General features: G+C 69.9%; 19 protein-coding genes. 7 read left to right on the top strand and 12 right to left on the bottom strand.

Annotation, left to right across the window (positions count from 1 at the left end; genetic code table 11):
* Positions 1-48: 48 nt before the first annotated feature.
* The 9 genes from ACWDSJ_RS20265 to typA all read right to left on the bottom strand — a co-directional run bounded on the left by ACWDSJ_RS20265 (position 49) and on the right by typA (position 9110).
* Positions 49-423: a DUF742 domain-containing protein gene (locus ACWDSJ_RS20265; protein ID WP_387363536.1), complete on the bottom strand. Its 375-nt coding sequence runs from the start codon at positions 421-423 to the stop codon at positions 49-51.
* The gene (locus ACWDSJ_RS20260; RefSeq protein ID WP_387363534.1) at positions 420-839 is read right to left on the bottom strand and encodes a roadblock/LC7 domain-containing protein; all 420 of its coding nucleotides are present in this window, start codon (positions 837-839) and stop codon (positions 420-422) included. The genes ACWDSJ_RS20265 and ACWDSJ_RS20260 overlap by 4 nt, the downstream gene beginning before the upstream one ends.
* Positions 817-3243, bottom strand: coding sequence for a sensor histidine kinase (locus tag ACWDSJ_RS20255; protein ID WP_450033566.1), 2427 nt, complete (start codon positions 3241-3243; stop codon positions 817-819). The genes ACWDSJ_RS20260 and ACWDSJ_RS20255 overlap by 23 nt, the downstream gene beginning before the upstream one ends.
* A 243-nt stretch (positions 3244-3486) precedes the next feature.
* Entirely contained in the window at positions 3487-3897 is a 411-nt protein-coding gene (locus ACWDSJ_RS20250) for a hypothetical protein (protein WP_387363528.1), read from the bottom strand.
* On the bottom strand, positions 3894-4052 hold the full coding sequence (locus ACWDSJ_RS20245; RefSeq protein ID WP_387363526.1) for a hypothetical protein: 159 nt from the start codon (positions 4050-4052) through the stop codon (positions 3894-3896). The genes ACWDSJ_RS20250 and ACWDSJ_RS20245 overlap by 4 nt, the downstream gene beginning before the upstream one ends.
* A 5-nt stretch (positions 4053-4057) precedes the next feature.
* A complete protein-coding gene (locus tag ACWDSJ_RS20240; protein ID WP_450033565.1) occupies positions 4058-4444 on the bottom strand; it encodes a VOC family protein in 387 nt (128 codons plus the stop codon).
* Between the two features lie 11 nt (positions 4445-4455).
* The gene (gene mshB, locus ACWDSJ_RS20235; RefSeq protein WP_450033564.1) at positions 4456-5355 is read right to left on the bottom strand and encodes an N-acetyl-1-D-myo-inositol-2-amino-2-deoxy-alpha-D-glucopyranoside deacetylase; all 900 of its coding nucleotides are present in this window, start codon (positions 5353-5355) and stop codon (positions 4456-4458) included.
* Positions 5352-7133 carry an ABC transporter family substrate-binding protein gene (locus ACWDSJ_RS20230; RefSeq protein ID WP_450033672.1) on the bottom strand — a complete coding sequence of 594 codons (1782 nt, stop codon included), beginning with the start codon at positions 7131-7133 and terminating at the stop codon, positions 5352-5354. The genes mshB and ACWDSJ_RS20230 overlap by 4 nt, the downstream gene beginning before the upstream one ends.
* Positions 7134-7208: 75 nt before the next feature.
* Positions 7209-9110 carry a translational GTPase TypA gene (gene typA, locus ACWDSJ_RS20225; protein WP_450033563.1) on the bottom strand — a complete coding sequence of 634 codons (1902 nt, stop codon included), beginning with the start codon at positions 9108-9110 and terminating at the stop codon, positions 7209-7211.
* A 168-nt stretch (positions 9111-9278) separates the two neighbouring features.
* On the opposite strand from typA, the gene ACWDSJ_RS20220 reads away from it, so the two are divergent.
* Complete coding sequence (locus tag ACWDSJ_RS20220) at positions 9279-9572, top strand: 4a-hydroxytetrahydrobiopterin dehydratase (protein ID WP_387363512.1); 294 nt, start codon at positions 9279-9281, stop codon at positions 9570-9572.
* On the opposite strand, the gene ACWDSJ_RS20215 is transcribed toward ACWDSJ_RS20220, so the two are convergent.
* On the bottom strand, positions 9514-10824 hold the full coding sequence (locus ACWDSJ_RS20215; RefSeq protein ID WP_450033562.1) for a mannosyltransferase: 1311 nt from the start codon (positions 10822-10824) through the stop codon (positions 9514-9516). The genes ACWDSJ_RS20220 and ACWDSJ_RS20215 overlap by 59 nt on opposite strands.
* Before the next feature lie 205 nt (positions 10825-11029).
* Between ACWDSJ_RS20215 and ACWDSJ_RS20210 the strand changes: the two genes are divergently transcribed.
* The gene (locus ACWDSJ_RS20210) at positions 11030-11818 is read left to right on the top strand and encodes an Rv1157c family protein (RefSeq protein WP_450033561.1); all 789 of its coding nucleotides are present in this window, start codon (positions 11030-11032) and stop codon (positions 11816-11818) included.
* Between the two features lie 138 nt (positions 11819-11956).
* Complete coding sequence (locus ACWDSJ_RS20205; protein ID WP_450033671.1) at positions 11957-12271, top strand: hypothetical protein; 315 nt, start codon at positions 11957-11959, stop codon at positions 12269-12271.
* A 49-nt stretch (positions 12272-12320) separates the two neighbouring features.
* On the opposite strand, the gene ACWDSJ_RS20200 is transcribed toward ACWDSJ_RS20205, so the two are convergent.
* Both ACWDSJ_RS20200 and ACWDSJ_RS20195 read right to left on the bottom strand, forming a co-directional pair.
* On the bottom strand, positions 12321-13034 hold the full coding sequence (locus ACWDSJ_RS20200) for a DUF1906 domain-containing protein (RefSeq protein ID WP_450033560.1): 714 nt from the start codon (positions 13032-13034) through the stop codon (positions 12321-12323).
* 176 nt (positions 13035-13210) lie between these two features.
* Positions 13211-14311: a hypothetical protein gene (locus tag ACWDSJ_RS20195; protein ID WP_450033559.1), complete on the bottom strand. Its 1101-nt coding sequence runs from the start codon at positions 14309-14311 to the stop codon at positions 13211-13213.
* Between the two features lie 370 nt (positions 14312-14681).
* Here ACWDSJ_RS20195 and ACWDSJ_RS20190 point away from each other — a divergent pair, with 370 nt between their 5' ends.
* From ACWDSJ_RS20190 to ACWDSJ_RS20175, 4 genes are read left to right on the top strand one after another with little or no spacing between them, the layout of a single operon-like run.
* Entirely contained in the window at positions 14682-15332 is a 651-nt protein-coding gene (locus ACWDSJ_RS20190; protein ID WP_387364244.1) for an ABC transporter permease, read from the top strand.
* Positions 15325-16470: an ABC transporter ATP-binding protein gene (locus ACWDSJ_RS20185; RefSeq protein ID WP_450033558.1), complete on the top strand. Its 1146-nt coding sequence runs from the start codon at positions 15325-15327 to the stop codon at positions 16468-16470. The genes ACWDSJ_RS20190 and ACWDSJ_RS20185 overlap by 8 nt, the downstream gene beginning before the upstream one ends.
* 37 nt (positions 16471-16507) lie before the next feature.
* Positions 16508-17266 (top strand): ABC transporter permease, encoded by a 759-nt coding sequence (locus ACWDSJ_RS20180; RefSeq protein ID WP_387363491.1) that lies wholly within the window; start codon positions 16508-16510, stop codon positions 17264-17266.
* Positions 17263-18210: a glycine betaine ABC transporter substrate-binding protein gene (locus tag ACWDSJ_RS20175; RefSeq protein ID WP_387363488.1), complete on the top strand. Its 948-nt coding sequence runs from the start codon at positions 17263-17265 to the stop codon at positions 18208-18210. Before ACWDSJ_RS20180 ends, ACWDSJ_RS20175 begins: the two co-directional genes overlap by 4 nt.
* Positions 18211-18214: the final 4 nt, after the last annotated feature.

Genomic DNA, 18214 nt, shown 5'->3' with positions numbered 1-18214 from the left:
ACGGACGTCTCCGGGCCTCGTCCCAACAACCCGGGGCCCGATTCTTCTTCAGAGGGCGCGGATACCCTCGAGGACGGCCTGGAGCAGGCTCAGCTCGGATTCGACGGTCACGGTGGTGTGCGGCGCCCGGTAGACGAGGCGGCCGTCGTCGATGAGATCACCGATGAGCACCTTGGTGAGGGTCAGGGGCAGCCGGAGACGGGCGGAGACCTCCGCCACCGACTGCGGGGTCCGGCACAGCTCGACGATCGCGATGTACTCGGGCTCGGTGCGGCGCAGCGCCGCGCCGCGATGGGCGTCGACGACCAGCGTCGCCATATTCAGTTCCGGACGCGCGACGCGACCCCGGCCGCGCGTGACGGCATAGAGCCGGACCAGGGGCCCGGCGTCCTCCTCGTACCAGGATTCGCGTTCGTCGTTCATGGCTGTGGTGTCGGCCGGGTCTGTTGCGGGCGCGGATCGACGCCGAGATGCGAACCGACCCGCTGCACGGTCTGATTCATCTCGTAGGCCACCATGCCCATATCGGCGTTCTCGGCGGCCAGCAGGGCCAGGCACGCGTTGGCGCCCGCCGAGGTGATGAACAGCACCGCGTGATCGAGTTCGATCACCGTCTGGCACACGCCACCGGCCTTGAAATGGTGACCGGCACTGCGCGCCAGGCTGTGCAGGGCCGAGGCCATCGCCGAGAAGCGTTCGGCCTCGGACTGTTCCAGCCCGCGGGACCGGCCCAGTAGCAGTCCGTCGGTCGACAACAGCACCGCGGACTCGGCGCCGGACAGCCCGTTGATCAGATCGTCGAGCAGCCAGCCGAGGTCAGTTCGCTGGGAAGTAGTCATCGTCGCCTTCTCGTCGGGTGAAAGATGTTGCGCTGGAATCGGATTCGGCGCGCGAGCGGCGGCCCTCCCGGGTTCCGTGCTCGATCGCGCTCATCAGGGAGCGCGCCTGGTCGGCGCTGCGCTGGCGCGCGGGCGCGACCGCTGGCGGCTCGTCGGTCGCGGTGACCGACTGCCGCTGCCGACGCGGCAGCGGCGGCTTGACCACCGGCGCCGGGGGCGGCGGGGCGGCGTGGAACCCATTGTCCGCCAAGCCCTTCGGGACCGCCGGGAAACCGCCGGATTCCGAGGCGGGGGTGAACCAGGCCGAGCGGTGCGCCACCGGTTCGGGGGCGGGTTCGACCCGTTCCACGCGTTCGATCCGCTCGGGGCGCTCGGCCCGCCCGGATCGCTCGGGCGCGGCCGCGAGCGCGGCGGGCTGCCGGTCGGGGATCGCGACGGGCTGCCGCTCGGGCTCCTCGGGGGTCGCGTCGGTGGCCAGCAGGGCGGTCGGGACGACCACCACGGCCCGCACGCCGCCGTAGTCGGATTCGCCCAGCTTCACCGAAATCCCGTGGCGGTTGGCCAATTTCCCGACCACGAACAGGCCGAGGCGGGTGTTGCTGGACAGCGCCGCGACGCTGAAGTCCGGCGGGTTGGCGAGCAGGTCGTTGCGCTCGGCGAACTCGGTCTCGGACATGCCCAGTCCCTGGTCGATGATCTCGACCGCGACGCCGCGGCCGACGATCGCGCCGGTCACCTCCACCCGTGCCTGCGGCGGGGAGAAGGCGGTGGCGTTGTCCATGAGCTCGGCCAGCAGGTGGATGAGGTCGGCGACCGCGCTGCTGATCACCGCGACCTCCGGCACGCGGCCGGTCTGGATGCGGGTGTAGTCGAGGCTCTCCGCGACCGCGCCGCGCACCAGATCCACCAACCGCACCGGTTTGCGCCAGCGGCGGCCCGGCTGCTCGCCGCCGAGGATGATCAGGTTCTCGGCGTTGCGGCGGGCGCGGGTCGCGAGATGGTCGAGCTGGAACAGCAATTCGAGCTGATCGGAGTTCTCCTCGCGGCGCTCGGCCTGATCGAGCAGCGCCAGCTGGCGATGCACCACGACCTGGCTGCGGTGGGCGATGTTGAGGAAGACCGCGTTGACGCCGGTGCGGGTCTTGGCCTCGGCGACCGCGGCCGAGACGGCCGCGACGTGGGCACGGTTGAACGCGCTCGCGACCTGGCCCAGTTCGTCGGAACCGAAGTCCAGCCGGGAACCCTCCTCGGTCACGTCGATCGGTTTGCCCTCGCCGAGGCGGCGCATCAGATCCGGCAGCCGCTCGTCGGCCAATTCCAGTGTCTCCCCGCGCAATCGGCGCATCCGGCCGATGAACCGGTTGGCCAGCAGCAGCGCGAGCACGAACGCCAGCAGCGAGATCGCGAGCACGGCCGCGCCGCCGAGCAGCGAGCGCCGCTCGGTGTCGTCGCCCTGCTGCCGGGCGACGACGTGCGCGTCCTGGCTCTGGTCCTCCCACAGCTTCAGCAGGCGCTGGGTCACGCGGACCGACGCGTCCTGCCAGGCCGCGGTCGTGCTCGGCAGCGGGACCGTCGCGGTGGCGGGCCGGGCGTCGCGCGCCGAACGGGAGGACGTGTCGCTCGTCTCGGGGGTGACCGGGCCGCGCAGCATGATCGCGTCCTGCATGGCGATCACGTTCTGATAGTCGGGGGAGGCCATCAGCGTCTTCAGCTCGTCGAGCCGCTGCCCCTTCAGCGTGGCCGCCGAATAGGCCATCTCGCCGCGGAATTCGCCGACGTGCGCGTTGAATTCGACGAGTTGCTGCGGGGTCAGCTCGCCGAGGGTCAGGCCCACCGCGCCGAGGGAGTCGGCGATCGAGAGGGCCTCGCCCGCGCGCAACGGATCCACGCCGTATCCCAGTTCGACCGCGACCGCGGCGTCCGGGGCGACGCGGGCGGCCAGCATGGACGCCGCGATGATCGTCCCGATCACCTGGGTGTAGAAGCCGAAGATCTGTTCCGGCGGGGCCTGTCGGGCGTCCACGCCGGCGCGCACCTGCGGGACCGCGTTGAACAGCTTGTTGTAGCCCTCGATATCGGCTTTGGCGTTGGCGGGGTTCAACTTTCGCGCGGCGTCGCCGCGGGCGATCACCAGGGCCAGCGCCTCGTCGGACTTCTGCCGGGCCGGGACGAGCAGCCGCTGGGCGTCCGGATCCCCCGCCAGATACAGCATCGACAGGCGGCGCTCCTCCTCGAAGCCCTGCACCATCGCGATCGCGGGAGCGGTCGTACTACTGGCCAGCTCGGCCCAGTCCTTGGCCTCGCGGCCCGATTTGACCAGATACGCCGCCGCGCCGACACCGATCGCCAACAGTGTGATGCTGGAGATGAGCACGATCGCGAGCAACCGCACGCGCACACTCACCCGACCCCGCACCCCATCTCGGCGCAGTCCTGCCCATTGCACCGCCCGACCTCCTCGCGCTGCCCGAAGTGCGGTTCACCCGTACAGCGAGAGAGAGTAACGAAAACATCCCATTTCAACTACACATAGCGCATATTCGTGACACGGCCCGGCCACGCCGAATCGAATTGCGGTCCAGCCGAATTCGCGGCGAACCAACAGCACACGAACGGCTAATGAAGAACCGCCGGCGCGGGACCGCCCTCACCCCCGAGCCGGAAACGCGCGCCGGAACAGATAGAACCCCGCGGGGATCAGACCGCAAGCCAACAGCAACAATGCCGTCCAGTCCGCGGGCAACAGCACGTCCCCACCCGGCCCCGCGGTCGAACAGATCAAATATCCCAGCAGCCACGCGATCAACGGCAACCCCAACGCCGCGGGCCGCGACGCCACAACCCCCATTCCGGCGACCAGCAACACATTCACCACCGCCGCCACCGCCGCCGTGACCGGCACCGGCGTCGCCCCCACATACATCGGCAGATACAGCACCTCGAGCGCCAGCGACAACACCCCGTCGACCACCAACACCCCCGCCACCAGCGCCCCGACCACCCCCCACACCGGCCCCCGCGCCGCCACCCCGGCGCGTCCGACAGCCGCGGCCGTCACGGCACCGGCGGAAAGCCGAGCAGCGTCAACACCTGACTCTGCATCTCCACGAACCCGTGCAACACCGCCAGATAAAGCTCATGCTGCGCCTGCCAATACGGCTGCTGGCTTTGAACGAACGCCGCAATGGCATCCTGCAGGGCCCAGTTGTACATGTTGATCAGTCTATGCCGCCGGTATCAGCCCCGGTCGCGACGATCCGCTCGCCGAAGGCCAAGCGATGTCCGCCCGGGATCTCCACCACGAAATCCCGTAGCCCCCAAGGGTGATCGGTCAAATCCACCGAAATGGTCGCGCCCAGCGAACCGCAGTGCCGGTAGAACTCGTCGACACCCGTGACGCCGATATAACACGCGGTGGTCTCGTTGACCGCTGGGTTCGTCGTGCGGACGACGGCCAGGCCCACCGTGTCGCGGTGGAGTAGGGCCAGGCCCATTTCGGGCTCGAGCAGTTCGAGCTCGAAACCGAGGATCGCGGTGAGGTGGGTGACCGTGGGTTCCAGGTCGTGGACCTCGAGGTTGGGGCGGCAGCTGGTTAGCTCGGTCATGAGGGGGGACTCTAGTCGGGCAGGCCCGCCAGGAGGTCGTCCTCGCGGCCGTCGGCGGCTACCGGGCCCAGGCGGCCGCGGACGAGCAGGTAGTGCTCCTCGGGGAGGATCGGTTGGGCGATGTTGTTGGACAGCGCGAATTCGCGGCCCGAGGGGGCGACGGTGACCTGGGTGGCGTGGGCGCGCAGGGCGGCGCGTTTGGCGGGGAGGACGTCGGAGACGTCGATGGTGGTGGTTACCGAATCGCTGGCGACACAAGGTAATTCGCCCTCGGCGGGGAGGCGCCAGCCGGACGGCAGCGCGCCGGGGAGCCGGTCGACCGTGCGGCGGGCCAGCGCCTCGGTGTGGCGGCGCAGGACGGTGGCGTCGGTGACGGTCCAGTAGACCTTCGGTGTGGCCCAACCGTTTTCGGCGGCGGCGTCGACGGCGGCCATGGTGACGCGGTGGGCGTGGCGGTGGTCGGGGTGGCCGTAGCCGCCGCGGGGGTCGTAGCCGACCACCACGCGGGGGCGCAGATCCAGCAGGACGCGCACGAGTTCGTCGACCGCCGCGTCCCCGGACTTCACGAACGCGCGCGGATGGAGGGGTTCCATCGGTTGCGGATCCGCGGTCGTGCCGGTCATGCCGGAGTCGCGCCAGCGCCCCGCGCCGCCGAGGAAATGCGGTGGGCCCGCGCCCAATTCGGCCAGGGCGCGGTCGAGTTCGCCGATCCGGTAGCCGCCGAGCTGATCGGCCTCGGCGCTCACCAGGCGCGCCCATCGGGCCCCGATGACCTCGCCCTCCTCGCCGAGGGTGCACGTCACGACCGTCACGGGGACGCCGCGGCGGCGATAGTGCGCGATGGTCCCGCCGGTGACGATGGTCTCGTCGTCGGGGTGCGCGTGGACGAGGACGATGCCACCGGTCGTCACGACAACCGCCGCCAGGTGGCCGCCCCGGCGAACATCCCGATCTGGGTCGAGCCGCTCAGCGACACCCCGTCCATCCGCGAACTGACCGCGGCGACCCCGCTGTCCTGCACGATCGGCAGCACGGTCGCCAGCTCCCACAGCTTCGGCTCGGCGTCGGCGAGGGTCCGGGGCACATCGATGCCGCGCAACCCGTTGTCGATCTGCGCCTGCAACGCCGGATCACACACCCCGGACACATTGCTGGGCGCCTTGCGCATCGCGTCCAGCTGGGCGGTGTCCTCCTCGGGCGTGGCCGGGGGCGGCGGCGGGCAGCCGTAGCGGGAGGCCAGCAGCGTCGAGGCGTCCTGCCCGGAGCGTTCCCAGCCGACGATCGCGTCCACGCTGCCGTCGAGCAGGTTCTTGCCGTACAGCTCGTCGGCGGGCAGGCTGCGCACGCTGGCGTCGACGCCCGCGCTGCGCAACTGGTCCGCGGCGGTGCTGGCCACGGCGAGCGTCGTCGGATCCTTGTCGACCGCCCCGATCCGCACCGTGAGCGTCTTGCCGTTCTTGGCGATCGGGCGCGGCTGCGGGGCGGGCGAGGTCGGCGAATTGCCTTGCGGCTGTTCGGGAGCGCGCCCGAATCCGGCCTGCGCCAGCAGCGCGTACGCCTCGTCCGCCGACGGTCGCGGCGGCGCGGTCGCCACATAGCCCGGATCCGACGGCGAAAGCGTCTGGGCGCGAGCGGGTTCCACCCACGCCCCGGTCTGCGCCCCGACGGTCGCGAGCAGCGCCGGATCCAGCAGCGCCAGCACGGCCCGGCGCACCCGCGGATCGGCCAGCTCACCCGTGCGGGCGTTGAGGGCCAGCTGCATCTCGCGCGCCTGGGCCATCACGGCGGTGCGCACGGCCGGGATCGCGGCCAGCTGCGCCTGCAAGGCCGCTCCCCCGTGCGCGAGCGCCAGCTGCGCGTCCCCCGCGCGCAGCGACTCGGCCAGCTGCGCGGCGGTCCCGCCCCGGCGCATCAGGATCTGATCCGGTACCGCGGGCGTACCCCAGTAGCGATCGTTGCGATCGAGCAGGATCTCCTCCCGGCCCGAGTCGGCCTGGGTGACCCGGAACTGCCCGCCGGAGATGGGATTCTGATTGATCAGCCCGCGCTCCACGGCCAGCGCCCGCTGGAATCCGCCCGGCTGATCCTTGAGCAGATGCGAGGGCAGCAGATCGGTGAACAGCTCCCGCCACGCCGGATAGGGCGCGTTCATGGTGACGGTCACGGTCTTGCCGCCGTCGGAGGAGGCGATGTCGGCGATCAGCCGATACCCTGCCGGATCAACCACCCCGGGCTGCGTGATCATCTGCTGCCACAGGTACCGGAAATCCTCCGCCGCGATCGGCGCCCCGTCCGACCACGACGCCTGGTTGAGGATCTTGTAGGTGATCGTGAACGGCTCCTGCGCGGTCACATCGGCCGAGGCCATCAGCGCGGTGTCGGGCACCCACTCCGTCGCGCCCGGCGCGTTGGGCGCGGGCACCGGCTTGAACGGGCTCGGAAACACCAGCGACGCAACGGCATTGGTCGCGGGCGACTGATTGGACCGCAGATGCGGATTGAATCCGATCCCGATGTCGTCCACGGCCACCACCACCGTGCTCTTGGTGGGTTTGGCCGGGGTCGTCTTCGGGCTGTCGGTGCTCTCGATGGGCGGCGGCGGATTCGCGGTACACCCGGCGACCACCGTCACGAGGGTCGCCAGCACCACCACTACACGCGCCGTCGTGTGTCTCACTGCCCCCGGCATCACGCTGGGCACTCTACCGTCCTGCATTCGTCGTTCCGCCGGGCCCGGGGAGGGACCCGAGGGACCCGGAGGGGCCTACGCGTTCTGGGCGGCGCGGTCGCGGGCCTTGCGGCGGGACAGGTCGCGGGCGCGCTCGGTGGCGCTCAGGATGACCTTGCGGACGCGGACGACGTTCGGACCGACCTCGACGCACTCGTCGCCCGCGCAGAACTCCAGGGCGCCCTCGAGATCCAGCACCAGCGGGCGGGCCAGCGTCTCGAGCACGTCACCGGTCGCGCTGCGCATATTGGTCAGCTTCTTCTCGCGGGTGACATTGATGTCGAGGTCCTCGGCGCGCGGGTTGATGCCCACCACCATGCCCTCGTAGGTCTCCGCGCCGGGCTCGACGAAGAAGGTGCCGCGGTCGGCGAGCTGGAGCATGGCGTACCCGGTGACGCTGCCCGCGCGGTCGGACACCAGCGACCCGGTGTGCCGGGCGCGGATCTCCCCCGCCCACGGCGCGTATCCGTGCGAGACGGCGTTGGCGATGCCGGTACCGCGGGTCTCGGTGAGGAAGTCGGTGCGGAAACCGATCAGCCCGCGCGAGGGCACGATGAATTCCATTCGGACCCAACCGGATCCGTGGTTGGTCATCTGCACCATCTTGCCCTTGCGGGCGGCCAGCAGCTGGGTGACCGCGCCCAGGTACTCCTCGGGCACGTCGACGGTCAGCTCCTCGAACGGCTCGTGCACCTTGCCGTCGACGGTGCGGGTGACCACCTGCGGCTTGCCCACGGTCAGCTCGAAACCCTCGCGGCGCATGGTCTCCACCAGGATGGCCAGCGCCAGCTCACCGCGGCCCTGCACCTCCCAGGTGTCGGGGCGTTCGGTATTGAGCACCCGCAGCGACACGTTGCCGACCAGTTCCTGGTCCAGCCGCGCCTTCACCATGCGGGCGGTCAGCTTGGTGCCGCCGTTGCGCCCGGCGAGCGGGGAGGTGTTGATGCCGACCGTCACCGAGATTGCGGGCTGGTCGACGGTGATGCGCGGCAACGCGACCGGATTCTCCGGATCGGCGAGCGTGTCACCGATCATGATGTCCGGGATGCCCGCGACCGCGACGATATCGCCCGCGACCGCCTCCTCCGCCGGATTGCGTTCCACGCCAACGGTTTTGAGCAGCTCGGTGATCTTGACCGGCTTGACGCCCTCGGCGCTCATCCACGCCACGTTCTGCCCCTTGCGCAGGGTGCCGTTGTGGATGCGCAGCAGCGCCAACCGGCCCAGGAACGGCGAGGCGTCGAGGTTGGTGACGTGCGCCTGCAACGGGGCGGCGGCATCGCCCTTCGGCGCGGGGATGTAGTTGAGCAGGATCTCGAACAGCGCGTCGAGGTTCTCCGCGTCGGGGGCGTGCCCGTTCTCGGGCCGTTCGGTGGACGCCTTGCCCTCGCGGCCGGAGGCGTAGAGCACCGGCAGATCCAGCGCGAGTTCGGCGGCCTCGGCGGCCTCGTCGTCGAGATCGGACGCCAGATCCAGCAGCAGGTCGTGGCTCTCCTCGACGACCTCGGCGATGCGGGCGTCGGGCCGGTCGGTCTTGTTGACCACCAGGATCACCGGCAGCGACGCGGCCAGCGCCTTGCGCAGCACGAACCGGGTCTGCGGCAGCGGGCCCTCGGAGGCGTCGACCAGCAGCACGACGCCGTCGACCATCGACAGCCCGCGCTCGACCTCGCCGCCGAAGTCGGCGTGGCCGGGGGTGTCGATGACATTGATCACGGTGACGCTGCCGTCGGGGTTGTGCCGGTGCACGGCGGTGTTCTTGGCGAGAATGGTGATGCCCTTCTCGCGCTCGAGATCGCCGGAATCCATCACCCGGTCGACCGGTTCGGCTCGCTCGGCGAACGCACCGGACTGCCTGAGCATGGCATCGACCAGCGTCGTCTTGCCGTGGTCGACGTGCGCAACGATGGCCACGTTACGGAACTCGACAGACGACACGTTTGAATCCTCCTGCTGAATGATGTGGTTCGGCCGACCCTCGCCGTAGAGGGGACGAGCAAGACAGGTGCGGTAGGAACTCACCGGGCATGCGGCCAGCTACACAGTACCGAAATACCGGGGACGACCAATTCCGGTGTCGGTCCGGACAGTGGGTACACCGGAGACATGGGTACTCCACGACTCACCGACGACGAGATCGCCACCGCCCTCACCGGGCTGCCCGAGTGGACCCGCACGGGCGATTCCATCACCCGCACGGTCGAGGCCCCGAGCTTCCTGGCCGGAATCGACCTGGTCGGCCGGGTCGCCGAGGCCGCGGAGGCGGCCAACCATCATCCCGATATCGATATCCGTTGGCGCCGGGTCACTTTCACGCTGTCCACCCACGACGCCGACGGGCTCACCCGGCTGGATGTGGATCTGGCGCGGGAGATCGATCGGCTGGCCGCGCGGAGCTGACGGGTTCGTCCCCCGGCTCGGTCCTCTCGTGCCGGGGGCCGACCCGGATGATCCACACGAACAGCGCGACCACGCCGATCACGTCGACCGCGCCCAGCCACGACAGAATGCCCGGCCGGGAGATCGTCCAGATGGTGGGCTGGAAGAACGACAGGATCCAGGGCACGCCGACCAGGGTGGTGATCAACCAGTACCCGGCCAGGACCCGGGCGCCCGCGGCCGCGCGCAACGGCCCGTACAGCAGCCACAGGATCAGCGGCAGCAGCCACACGAAGTGATGCGACCACGAGATCGGCGAGACCATCAGCCCGAACAGCTGCACCACCAGCAGCGTGCCCAGACGATCGTCGAAGGCCAGCGCCCGCCAGGCCAGGACCGCGATCACCGCGATCACCAGCACGGCCCCGAGCCACCACGGCCCGAACGGGATTCGATGCCCGGCCAGTTCCCACGGCGAGCCCGCGTCGTGCCCGAGCAGCCGGGTGAACGCCCCGCGCAGCGACTGATTCCACACCGAACCCACCGGCCCGATCCGATTCGCGTCGCCCAGCAGCGGGCCGAAGTAGGTCCGCGTCTCCTCCGCCGAGAGCAGGAAGCTCAGGCCCACGGTCGCGGCGAACACCACCGCCGAGCACACCGCCGCCGCCCAGCGCCGGCGCCCGGCGAGATAGAGGCCGGTGACGGCCGGGGTCAGCTTCACCCCGGCGGCCACGCCCACCAGCAGACCCGACACCCACCACCGCGCGGAGTAGGCGGCGAGCATCCCGGCGAGCACCAGGAACACATTGACCTGCCCGTAGTCGATGGTCGTGCGCACGGGCTCGAGCCACATGCCGACCGCGGTCCAGCCGATCGCCGCGGTGCGCCAACGACTTTCGCGCGCGGCCGCGCCGAGCAGCAGCGACAGGCTCAGCCGCACCACCGCGTACAGCGCCGCCACGATCAACAGCAGCCAGCCGATCGCCACCGCCGTGAACGGCAGATAGTGCAGCGGATAGAACACGACGGCCGCGAACGGCGGATAGGTGAACGGCAGCGGGAAGTCCGGCGTCTTCTCCGCGTAGGTGAAGTCGTAGAGGTGTCCGGTGCCCAGATCGGCCGCACCCCCTACGTAGACGTGCAGATCGACGAGGTTCATCCCGTTGGGGGTGGCCATCCACAACAGTCGGATCAGCACCGACAGGCCCAGTGCGGCGACGGCCAACCGGCGTCCGCCGAGGGCCGATCGCGGATTTCGAGTCACGGCGCGCAAGCTTTCGGGTCGGGTGCCGGGCCTGGACAAGATTAATCAGGGGTATCTTCTGACGACGCACCGGCCGGTTCGCCGACCGGAGCGGCAAGTGCAGGCAAGATCACACCATGGCTGTACAACGCTGGACTCGATCCCTAGAGTGACGCGCAACGATGCGCCCAGCATCGCCGACGTTGTGGTACCCGAGGTAAGGACGGCTACACCAGTGCTTCGCAGCAGAGGAACGCGGTTCGCATTGTCAGTGGTGGCCTTGACGGCCGGTGCGACACTGACCGCGTCATCGATGGCGGTCGCAGCCCCGGCCCCGAAGCCGCAGACGTCCGCGACCGTTCCGCTGGTGCCCGAGGGTGTCCCGGTCGACGTGCTCGCCAACCTCGCGCCCGCCATCGTGGGCGCGGCCGCGCAGGCGGGCAATATCGCCTCGCCCGGTCAGCAGACCATCCTCGATCAGGCGCAGAACCTGCTCAACAGCCCCGGCATTCCGCCGCAGATCAAGACGACGTTGCAGGCCATCATCGCGTTCCTCAGCGGCAGCAACGGCGGCGGCCCGGACATCCCGCAGGACGGCCCGGCCATCGCGCAGTTCCTCTACCCGAGCATCGGCCGCGGCTGCATCGGCCCGGGCGCCGATTCGGTCGGCACCGCGCTGGCCGTGCCCGGTCCCGCCGAACTGCCCCCGCCGGGTCCGGCGGCCGGTCAGGCCGGTTTCGTGTTCACCGCGCTGGGCACCAAAGGTCTTGTCCCGCAGCAGAATCCGCCGCTGGTCGTGCAGTGGTACAACCTCGACTCCGGCCGGGGCGGCACGCTGCCGCTGACCGATGCCGCGCACATCAACCCCGACGGCCCGGCGACGCTGTCCGCGATCGCCGACACCGGCGCGGGTCGCGTGGTGGCCGTGGTGTCCGGTTCGCTGACGACTCAGCCCGCCGCGGATCAGGCGCCGATCACCTGCTCGTTCCTGCCGACGCTGGGCTTCTTCACCGTCGCCCGCTGAGGTCCGGCAAGCGGCCCATACGCGACACTCGGGGAAATCCGCACCGGATCGGTCCGGGGCTGTGGTAGACCCCTATTCATGGCGACTGTCGATCAGATCGAACGGTCAGCAGTACCAGCGCGTCCCACCCGTTCGGTGATGTCGCGCCGCTCCTACAAGTCGGTGCTGTCGAGCCGCTCCCACCGGTCCATTCTGTCGATCCGGTCGGAGGGCTCGATCCTGTCGATCGGCTCGGCCTACTCCATCCTGTCGGTCGGCAGCGTCGGTTCGGTGCTGTCGATCTGCTCGGCCGGGTCGTTCTTCAGTGTGGGTTCGGCGTTCTCCGGGTTGTCGCGCTGGTCGCTGCTGTCCTGGATGGGCGAGCGCGCGGCGCCCGAGGCCCGGCCCGCGCTGCGGGTCATGCCGGACGAGCCGGATCTGAGCAAGGATCCGACCTGTCACTGCCAGACCTAGGGGCGATGCACCACGGCCGCACCAGCGGCCCCTCGGGTGACGGGCGCGCTCACCACTGCCCGTACTCCGGGGCGAGGATGGCGTTCACATCCACGCCGACGCCGTCGACGGTCCGGTCGTCGATCTCGAACTGGTGTAGGTGGGCCTCGGGGTGTACGAATCCCGGCGGGGTGCCCCAATTGTGTTGCCAGAACCAGGAACCCAGGCCCGCGACGGACGCCAGGTCGATGGTGGGCGAGTTGGCGTAGACCCCGAGGTTCTCGTTGCCGACGACCGATTGCCATCCGAGCAGATACGGCGCGATCATCGCCGCGAAGTCCGCGGCCGAGGGATTGTCATCGATGGACGCGTAGATCGGCACCCCGTCGGGTCCACCCGCCTCCCGATGCAGCTGCAACGCCCGATCCGCGTGCTTCTTCCCGGCCTCGAGCCCACCCCGCCAATCCGCGGTCGGCCCCTTCCCGAACTGATAGCACGACACGATGCTCAACCCGGCCTCGTGCAGCGCGTCGACCTCCCTCGCCAGCAAGGGTTTCCCCACCATCCACTCCGCCCCCGGCCGCCGATCCGACACATACCGAATCGCCCCCGCGTGCCCCGCCGCCTTGATCGCCTCCGCCGCGGGCACCCCACCCGCGTAGTCCACCAACGTCCCCAGCCGAGCCCGTCCCACCCCCCACGCCCGAGGCGACACCGCCGCCCCCACGACAACCCCGGCCGCACCCCCCAACAACGCCCGCCGCGACAAAGACCCGGAACGCATCGACGACCTCCTCCACGCGGAACCCACCACAGGAAAAACCCGGCGCACCTTCCCCGACGGCATCACAGATGCCATCCGCGCGCCGGGAGCCTCGAACGTCGCCTCATTTCACCACATGCACAGCAGAACCGCCAGGCTCAGGGGGCTCAGCGGCATCACGAGTCACAGGGGTTGCGCTACACCAACTTGTCCAGCCGAGCCGCCACATCGATCGTCCGCCCCTTCGGATCCGCCAGCTCCTTCCGGACCACCCGGGCCACCTGCGCCGCGATCTGCTTGCGAATCCCCCCGACCGCGCCCAGCGCCTTGGCGCGCCAGCCCTCGGCTTCCATGATCACCGAAATGTGCTCGGCCGCAGGGGGTTCCGCGTCTATGACGATGAGCAGCGGGTCGGCGGCGCGGGCGACGAGGACCAAGGGGATCTCCACGTCGGCGCGATAGCGGTTGGCCTTCAAGACATCCACGACGACGTTCAGCTCGACCGGTACCACCAGGTCGAACGTCACCGGATCGTCGCCGGGGCGCGGGGTCACGCGGGGTACTCGGATGACGCCGGTGACCTCGACCGTCGCCGCCTCTCGCGGTCCGGCCTGGATCGGTCCCACCTCGATCGGCCGTCCGGCCATGCCGCGCACCACTTCCCGCACCCGGTCGGCGGTGACTATGCGCGGGAAGAACCGGCGGCCGAACTCCTCGTAGTCGATCCACTCGAACCGCTCGGCCGAACGATGTTCGGAGCGTGCGCCGTTCATGATGGCCTCGACGTCGAACACTCGACCGCGCCGCGCCGCCGGATCGGCGATCGCGGCGTTGAGCCGGTTGGCCACCTCGCGCTGCATCAGGACCGCAATCGGATCGAGCAGTACCTCGAACGCCGCGCCGACGGCCTGGGCGCGCATCACGAAACTCACGTCGCGCGAGCGGATTCGGCGGATATCGATCACGACCAGCAGCGGATCCGCGGTCCGCGCGTGCAGCGTGAGATCGATCTCGACCACGGCCTCGAGCCGTAATCGCTGCCCGCCCAGGGTGACGGTGACATGCATGCTCACCGGGACCCGCACCTCGAAGGTGACGTCGGGACCGCTGCGGGCGATGACGGGTGCGCCGATCTTGCCCTCGGCGACCAGTCCGGCCAAGCCGGCGGGCCCGAGGGAGAACGGCCCGAGAGTCATTCCGTCCCCGGCTATTCCGGAGACCGCGGCCTCGATGCGCGCGGGTGTCACCGCGTGGCGTACGAAACGCTCACCGAATTCGCCGTAGTCGATCCACGCCATGAGTTCGGAACAACCTCGCTGTATCGGAATAGGGCCCTGCACGATGCAGATCCCCGTCCTGCCGATGAGGGGGCAGCAGGACAGGGACCGCGACGGCGGCGCTGCCGGGCACCGCCGGGTTCATCGTAGGGCTCGGCGCGCGTGGCGCCCTCCCCCGCCAGTCGAGATATCCACCGCGTGGGCGAATACGTTTCGCAGACGACCGCAACGACCTTACCCGCAACGGCCGCCGGTTCGTAGTGGTGATTTTGGCCAAAGGTCGTCGCCCGCGGCACCCGGCACGCCACAAACCACCCGAAATGCCGCGCCGACGGGCCCGACGCCGATACACTCACCCCGCGCGGACGCCGAGAAGGTGGGAGGGCGGCACCTGAACACGTTGTGGAATTTCGTTGTCGACCACCGGATTCAACTGCTCACCGACTCGTATCTGCACGTGTCCGCGGTGGTTCAGTCGGTGCTCATCGCGACCGTCGTCGCGGTGCTCGTCGCCGTGGCGGTCCAGCGCAGCCCGTGGGGTTCGGCGCTGTCGACCGCCGCCGCGAGCATCATCCTGACCGTCCCGTCCTTCGCGCTGCTCGGCCTGCTCATCCCCGTGCTGGGACTGGGCGTACGGCCGACGGTCACCGTGCTGGTGCTGTACGCGCTGCTGCCGATCCTGCGCAACACCATCGTCGGACTGGCCGGGGTGGATCCGGCCGTGGCCGACGCCGCGCGCGGGGTCGGGATGAACCGGCTGCGCGTGCTCGCCCGGATCGAACTGCCGCTGGCGTGGCCGTCGATCCTGGCCGGGATCCGGGTCAGCACCCAGATGATCATGGGCATCCTCGCCATGGCCGCGTACGCCAAGGGCCCCGGCCTGGGCAATCTGATCTTCTCCGGGCTGGCGCGGATCGGCAGCCCGACCGCGGTCCCGCACGCGCTCACCGGAACCCTGCTGATCATCGTGCTGGCGCTGCTGCTCGACGGCGTGCTGCTGCTGATCGGCCGCCTCACCACCCCGAGGGGAATTCGTGACTGATACCGAGCGGGCCGAGATCGTATTGGACTCGGTGTCCAAAAGCTATCCGGGACAACGTGATCCGGCCGTCGACAACATCTCGCTGACCGTCCCGGCGGGCGAGATCGCGGTCCTGGTGGGCCCGTCCGGCTGCGGCAAGACGACCACGATGCGCATGATCAACCGGCTCATCGAACCCACCTCGGGGACCATCACGATCGCCGGGCGCGATATCACCGGCATGGACGCGGACCGGCTGCGCCGCGGCATCGGCTACTCGATCCAGCAGGCCGGACTGTTCCCGCACCTGACCGTCGCCCGCAATATCGCCACCGTGCCCGGCCTGCTCGGCTGGGATCGCAAGCGCATCGCGGCCCGCGTCGACGAGATGCTCACGCTGGTCGGGCTCGACCCGGACGAGTTCCGCGGCCGCTACCCCCGGCAGCTGTCGGGCGGTCAGCAGCAGCGCGTCGGCGTGGCCCGTGCGCTGGCCGCCGATCCGCCGGTGCTGTTGATGGACGAGCCGTTCGGCGCGGTCGATCCGATCACCCGCGGACTGTTGCAGGACGAGCTGCTGCGGTTGCAGGCCGAGCTGCACAAGACGATCGTGTTCGTCACCCACGACTTCAACGAGGCCGTCAAGCTCGGTGATCGAATCGCGGTGCTGGGCAAGGGTTCCCGCGTCCTGCAATACGACACTCCGGCCGCGATCCTGGCCGACCCCGCCGACGAGACGGTCGCCGGATTCATCGGCACCGACGCCGCGCTCAAACAGCTCACCCTCGCGCGGGTCGCCGACATCGAGCCCACCCCCAGCCCCACCCCCAGCCCCACCGCCCGCGTCACCGACCCGGCCGACACCCTGCGCGCCGCGCTCGGCGACCAGGACTGGGGCCTGATCCTCGACGACGCCGGCCGCCCGCTGCGCTGGGTGTCGAAAGAGCAACTCGCGCACGCGGATTCGCTGACCGACCTCGGCTCGCCGGTGACCGGCACGGTGCCCTGCCGCGCCACGTTGCAGGAGGCGCTCGAGACCATGCTCACCGAGGCCACCGCGCAGGCCGTGGTCACCGGGGACGACGGCGAATACCTCGGCCTGATCGCCATCGACACCCTCGTCACCCATCTGGCCCGGCTGCGCGCGGAGTCGCGGCCATGAGCACGGCGGGCACCGAACGGCGCGCGGAGTCGCGGCCATGAGCACGGCGGGACCGGGCACCGAACGGCGCGCGGAACGGATCCGGTTGCTGGCGCAGCCGGTGCTGGCCCTGGCGCTGGCGGTCGGGGTGCTGGTGTGGGCGTTCGACCGGCAGCTGACCGTCACCCAGCGGGCCAGCCTGTCGGCGAGCAACATCACCACCGCCACCCGGCAGCACGTGGTGATCACCCTGACGGTCATGGTGATCGTCGTGGTGATCGCGGTGCCGCTGGGCACGCTGCTCACCCGGCCCCGATATCGTTCCCTCGCACCGGTTTTCGTCGGCATCGCCAATGTCGGCATGGCCGCGCCGACCATCGGCCTGATCGTGCTGGCGTATCTGTGGACCGAGACCACCGGGTTCTGGGTGGGCGTCGGACCGGTCGCGATCTATTCGCTGCTTCCGGTGCTGCGCAACACGATTCTGGGGTATCAGCAGGTGGATCCGACGCTGGTCGACGCGGGTCGCGGGCAGGGCATGTCGACGGCAACGGTGTTGCGCCGCATCGAGTTTCCGCTCGCCGTCCCCTACATCCTCGCCGGGCTGCGCACCTCGCTGGTGCTGGCGGTCGGGACCGCGACGCTGTCGTTCCTGGTCAGCGCGGGCGGGCTCGGCATCCTCATCGATACCGGCTACAAGCTGCGCGACAATGTGACGCTGTGGGTGGGGGCGCTGCTGGCGGTCGCGCTGGCGCTGCTGGTGGACTGGCTGGGCGCGCTGGCCGAACGCTTCCTCGGCCCCAGGGGGCTGCGATGAGACGACTTCCGCTGCTGCTGCTCATCCTCGGCCTGCTGGCCGGATGCGGTTTGGAGGCCGGGGGCGCGGTGCCGCTGCGGGTCGGGCCCGCCTCGATCCAGCCCGTGCCCGATCTGAAGGGCGTGCGAATCACGGTGGGCTCCAAGGACTTCACCGAACAGAACATCCTGGGCTACCTGATCGAGTTCGCGCTCACCGCCGCCGGGGCCGAGGTGCGCGACCTCACCGACATCACCGGCTCCAACAGTCTGCGCGACGCCCAGCTGCACGGTCAGGTCGACGTGGCCTTCGACTACACCGGCACCGGCTGGATCAACTACCTCGGCAACGAGAACCCGATTCCCGACTCGGACAAGCAATTTCAGGCCGTCCGCGACGCCGACCTCGCCGCGCACGGCATGACCTGGGCCGATATGGCCCCGATGAACAACACCTACGCGCTGGTGACCACCCCGGGCGGGGCGGTCACGTTGTCGGACTACGCGAAGCTGGTGAACAGCGATCCGGGCGCGGCGAACACCTGCCTGGGCACCGAATTCAGTGTCCGCCAGGACGGTTTCCCCGGCATGGCCCGCAAGTACGGGATCGATACGGGCAAGGCGCGCAAGCAGATCATGCAGGACGCGCTGGTGTTCACCGCCGTCGCCAACGGGACCTGCAAGTTCGGTTCGGTCGCCGCCACCGACGGCCGCATCCCGGCGCTGGGCCTGCGGCTGCTCGACGACGACCAGGGCTTCTTCCCGAAGTACAACGCGGCCCTGGTCATGCGCAAGGCGTTCGCCGACGCGCATCCGCGGGTCGCCGAGGTCCTCGCGCCGATCACGCGGCTGCTGACCAACGAAACGATCACCGAACTCAACCGGCAGGTCGACATCGACGGCCGCGAACCGGCCGTGGTCGCGCGGGACTGGCTGGTCGCCCGCGGTTTCGTCACCGCGGGCTGATCCG

This window comes from Nocardia sp. NPDC003482 (assembly GCF_053588115.1).
Note: the sequence above shows the minus strand (reverse complement) of the source record. Positions and strands in the feature narration are given on the sequence as shown.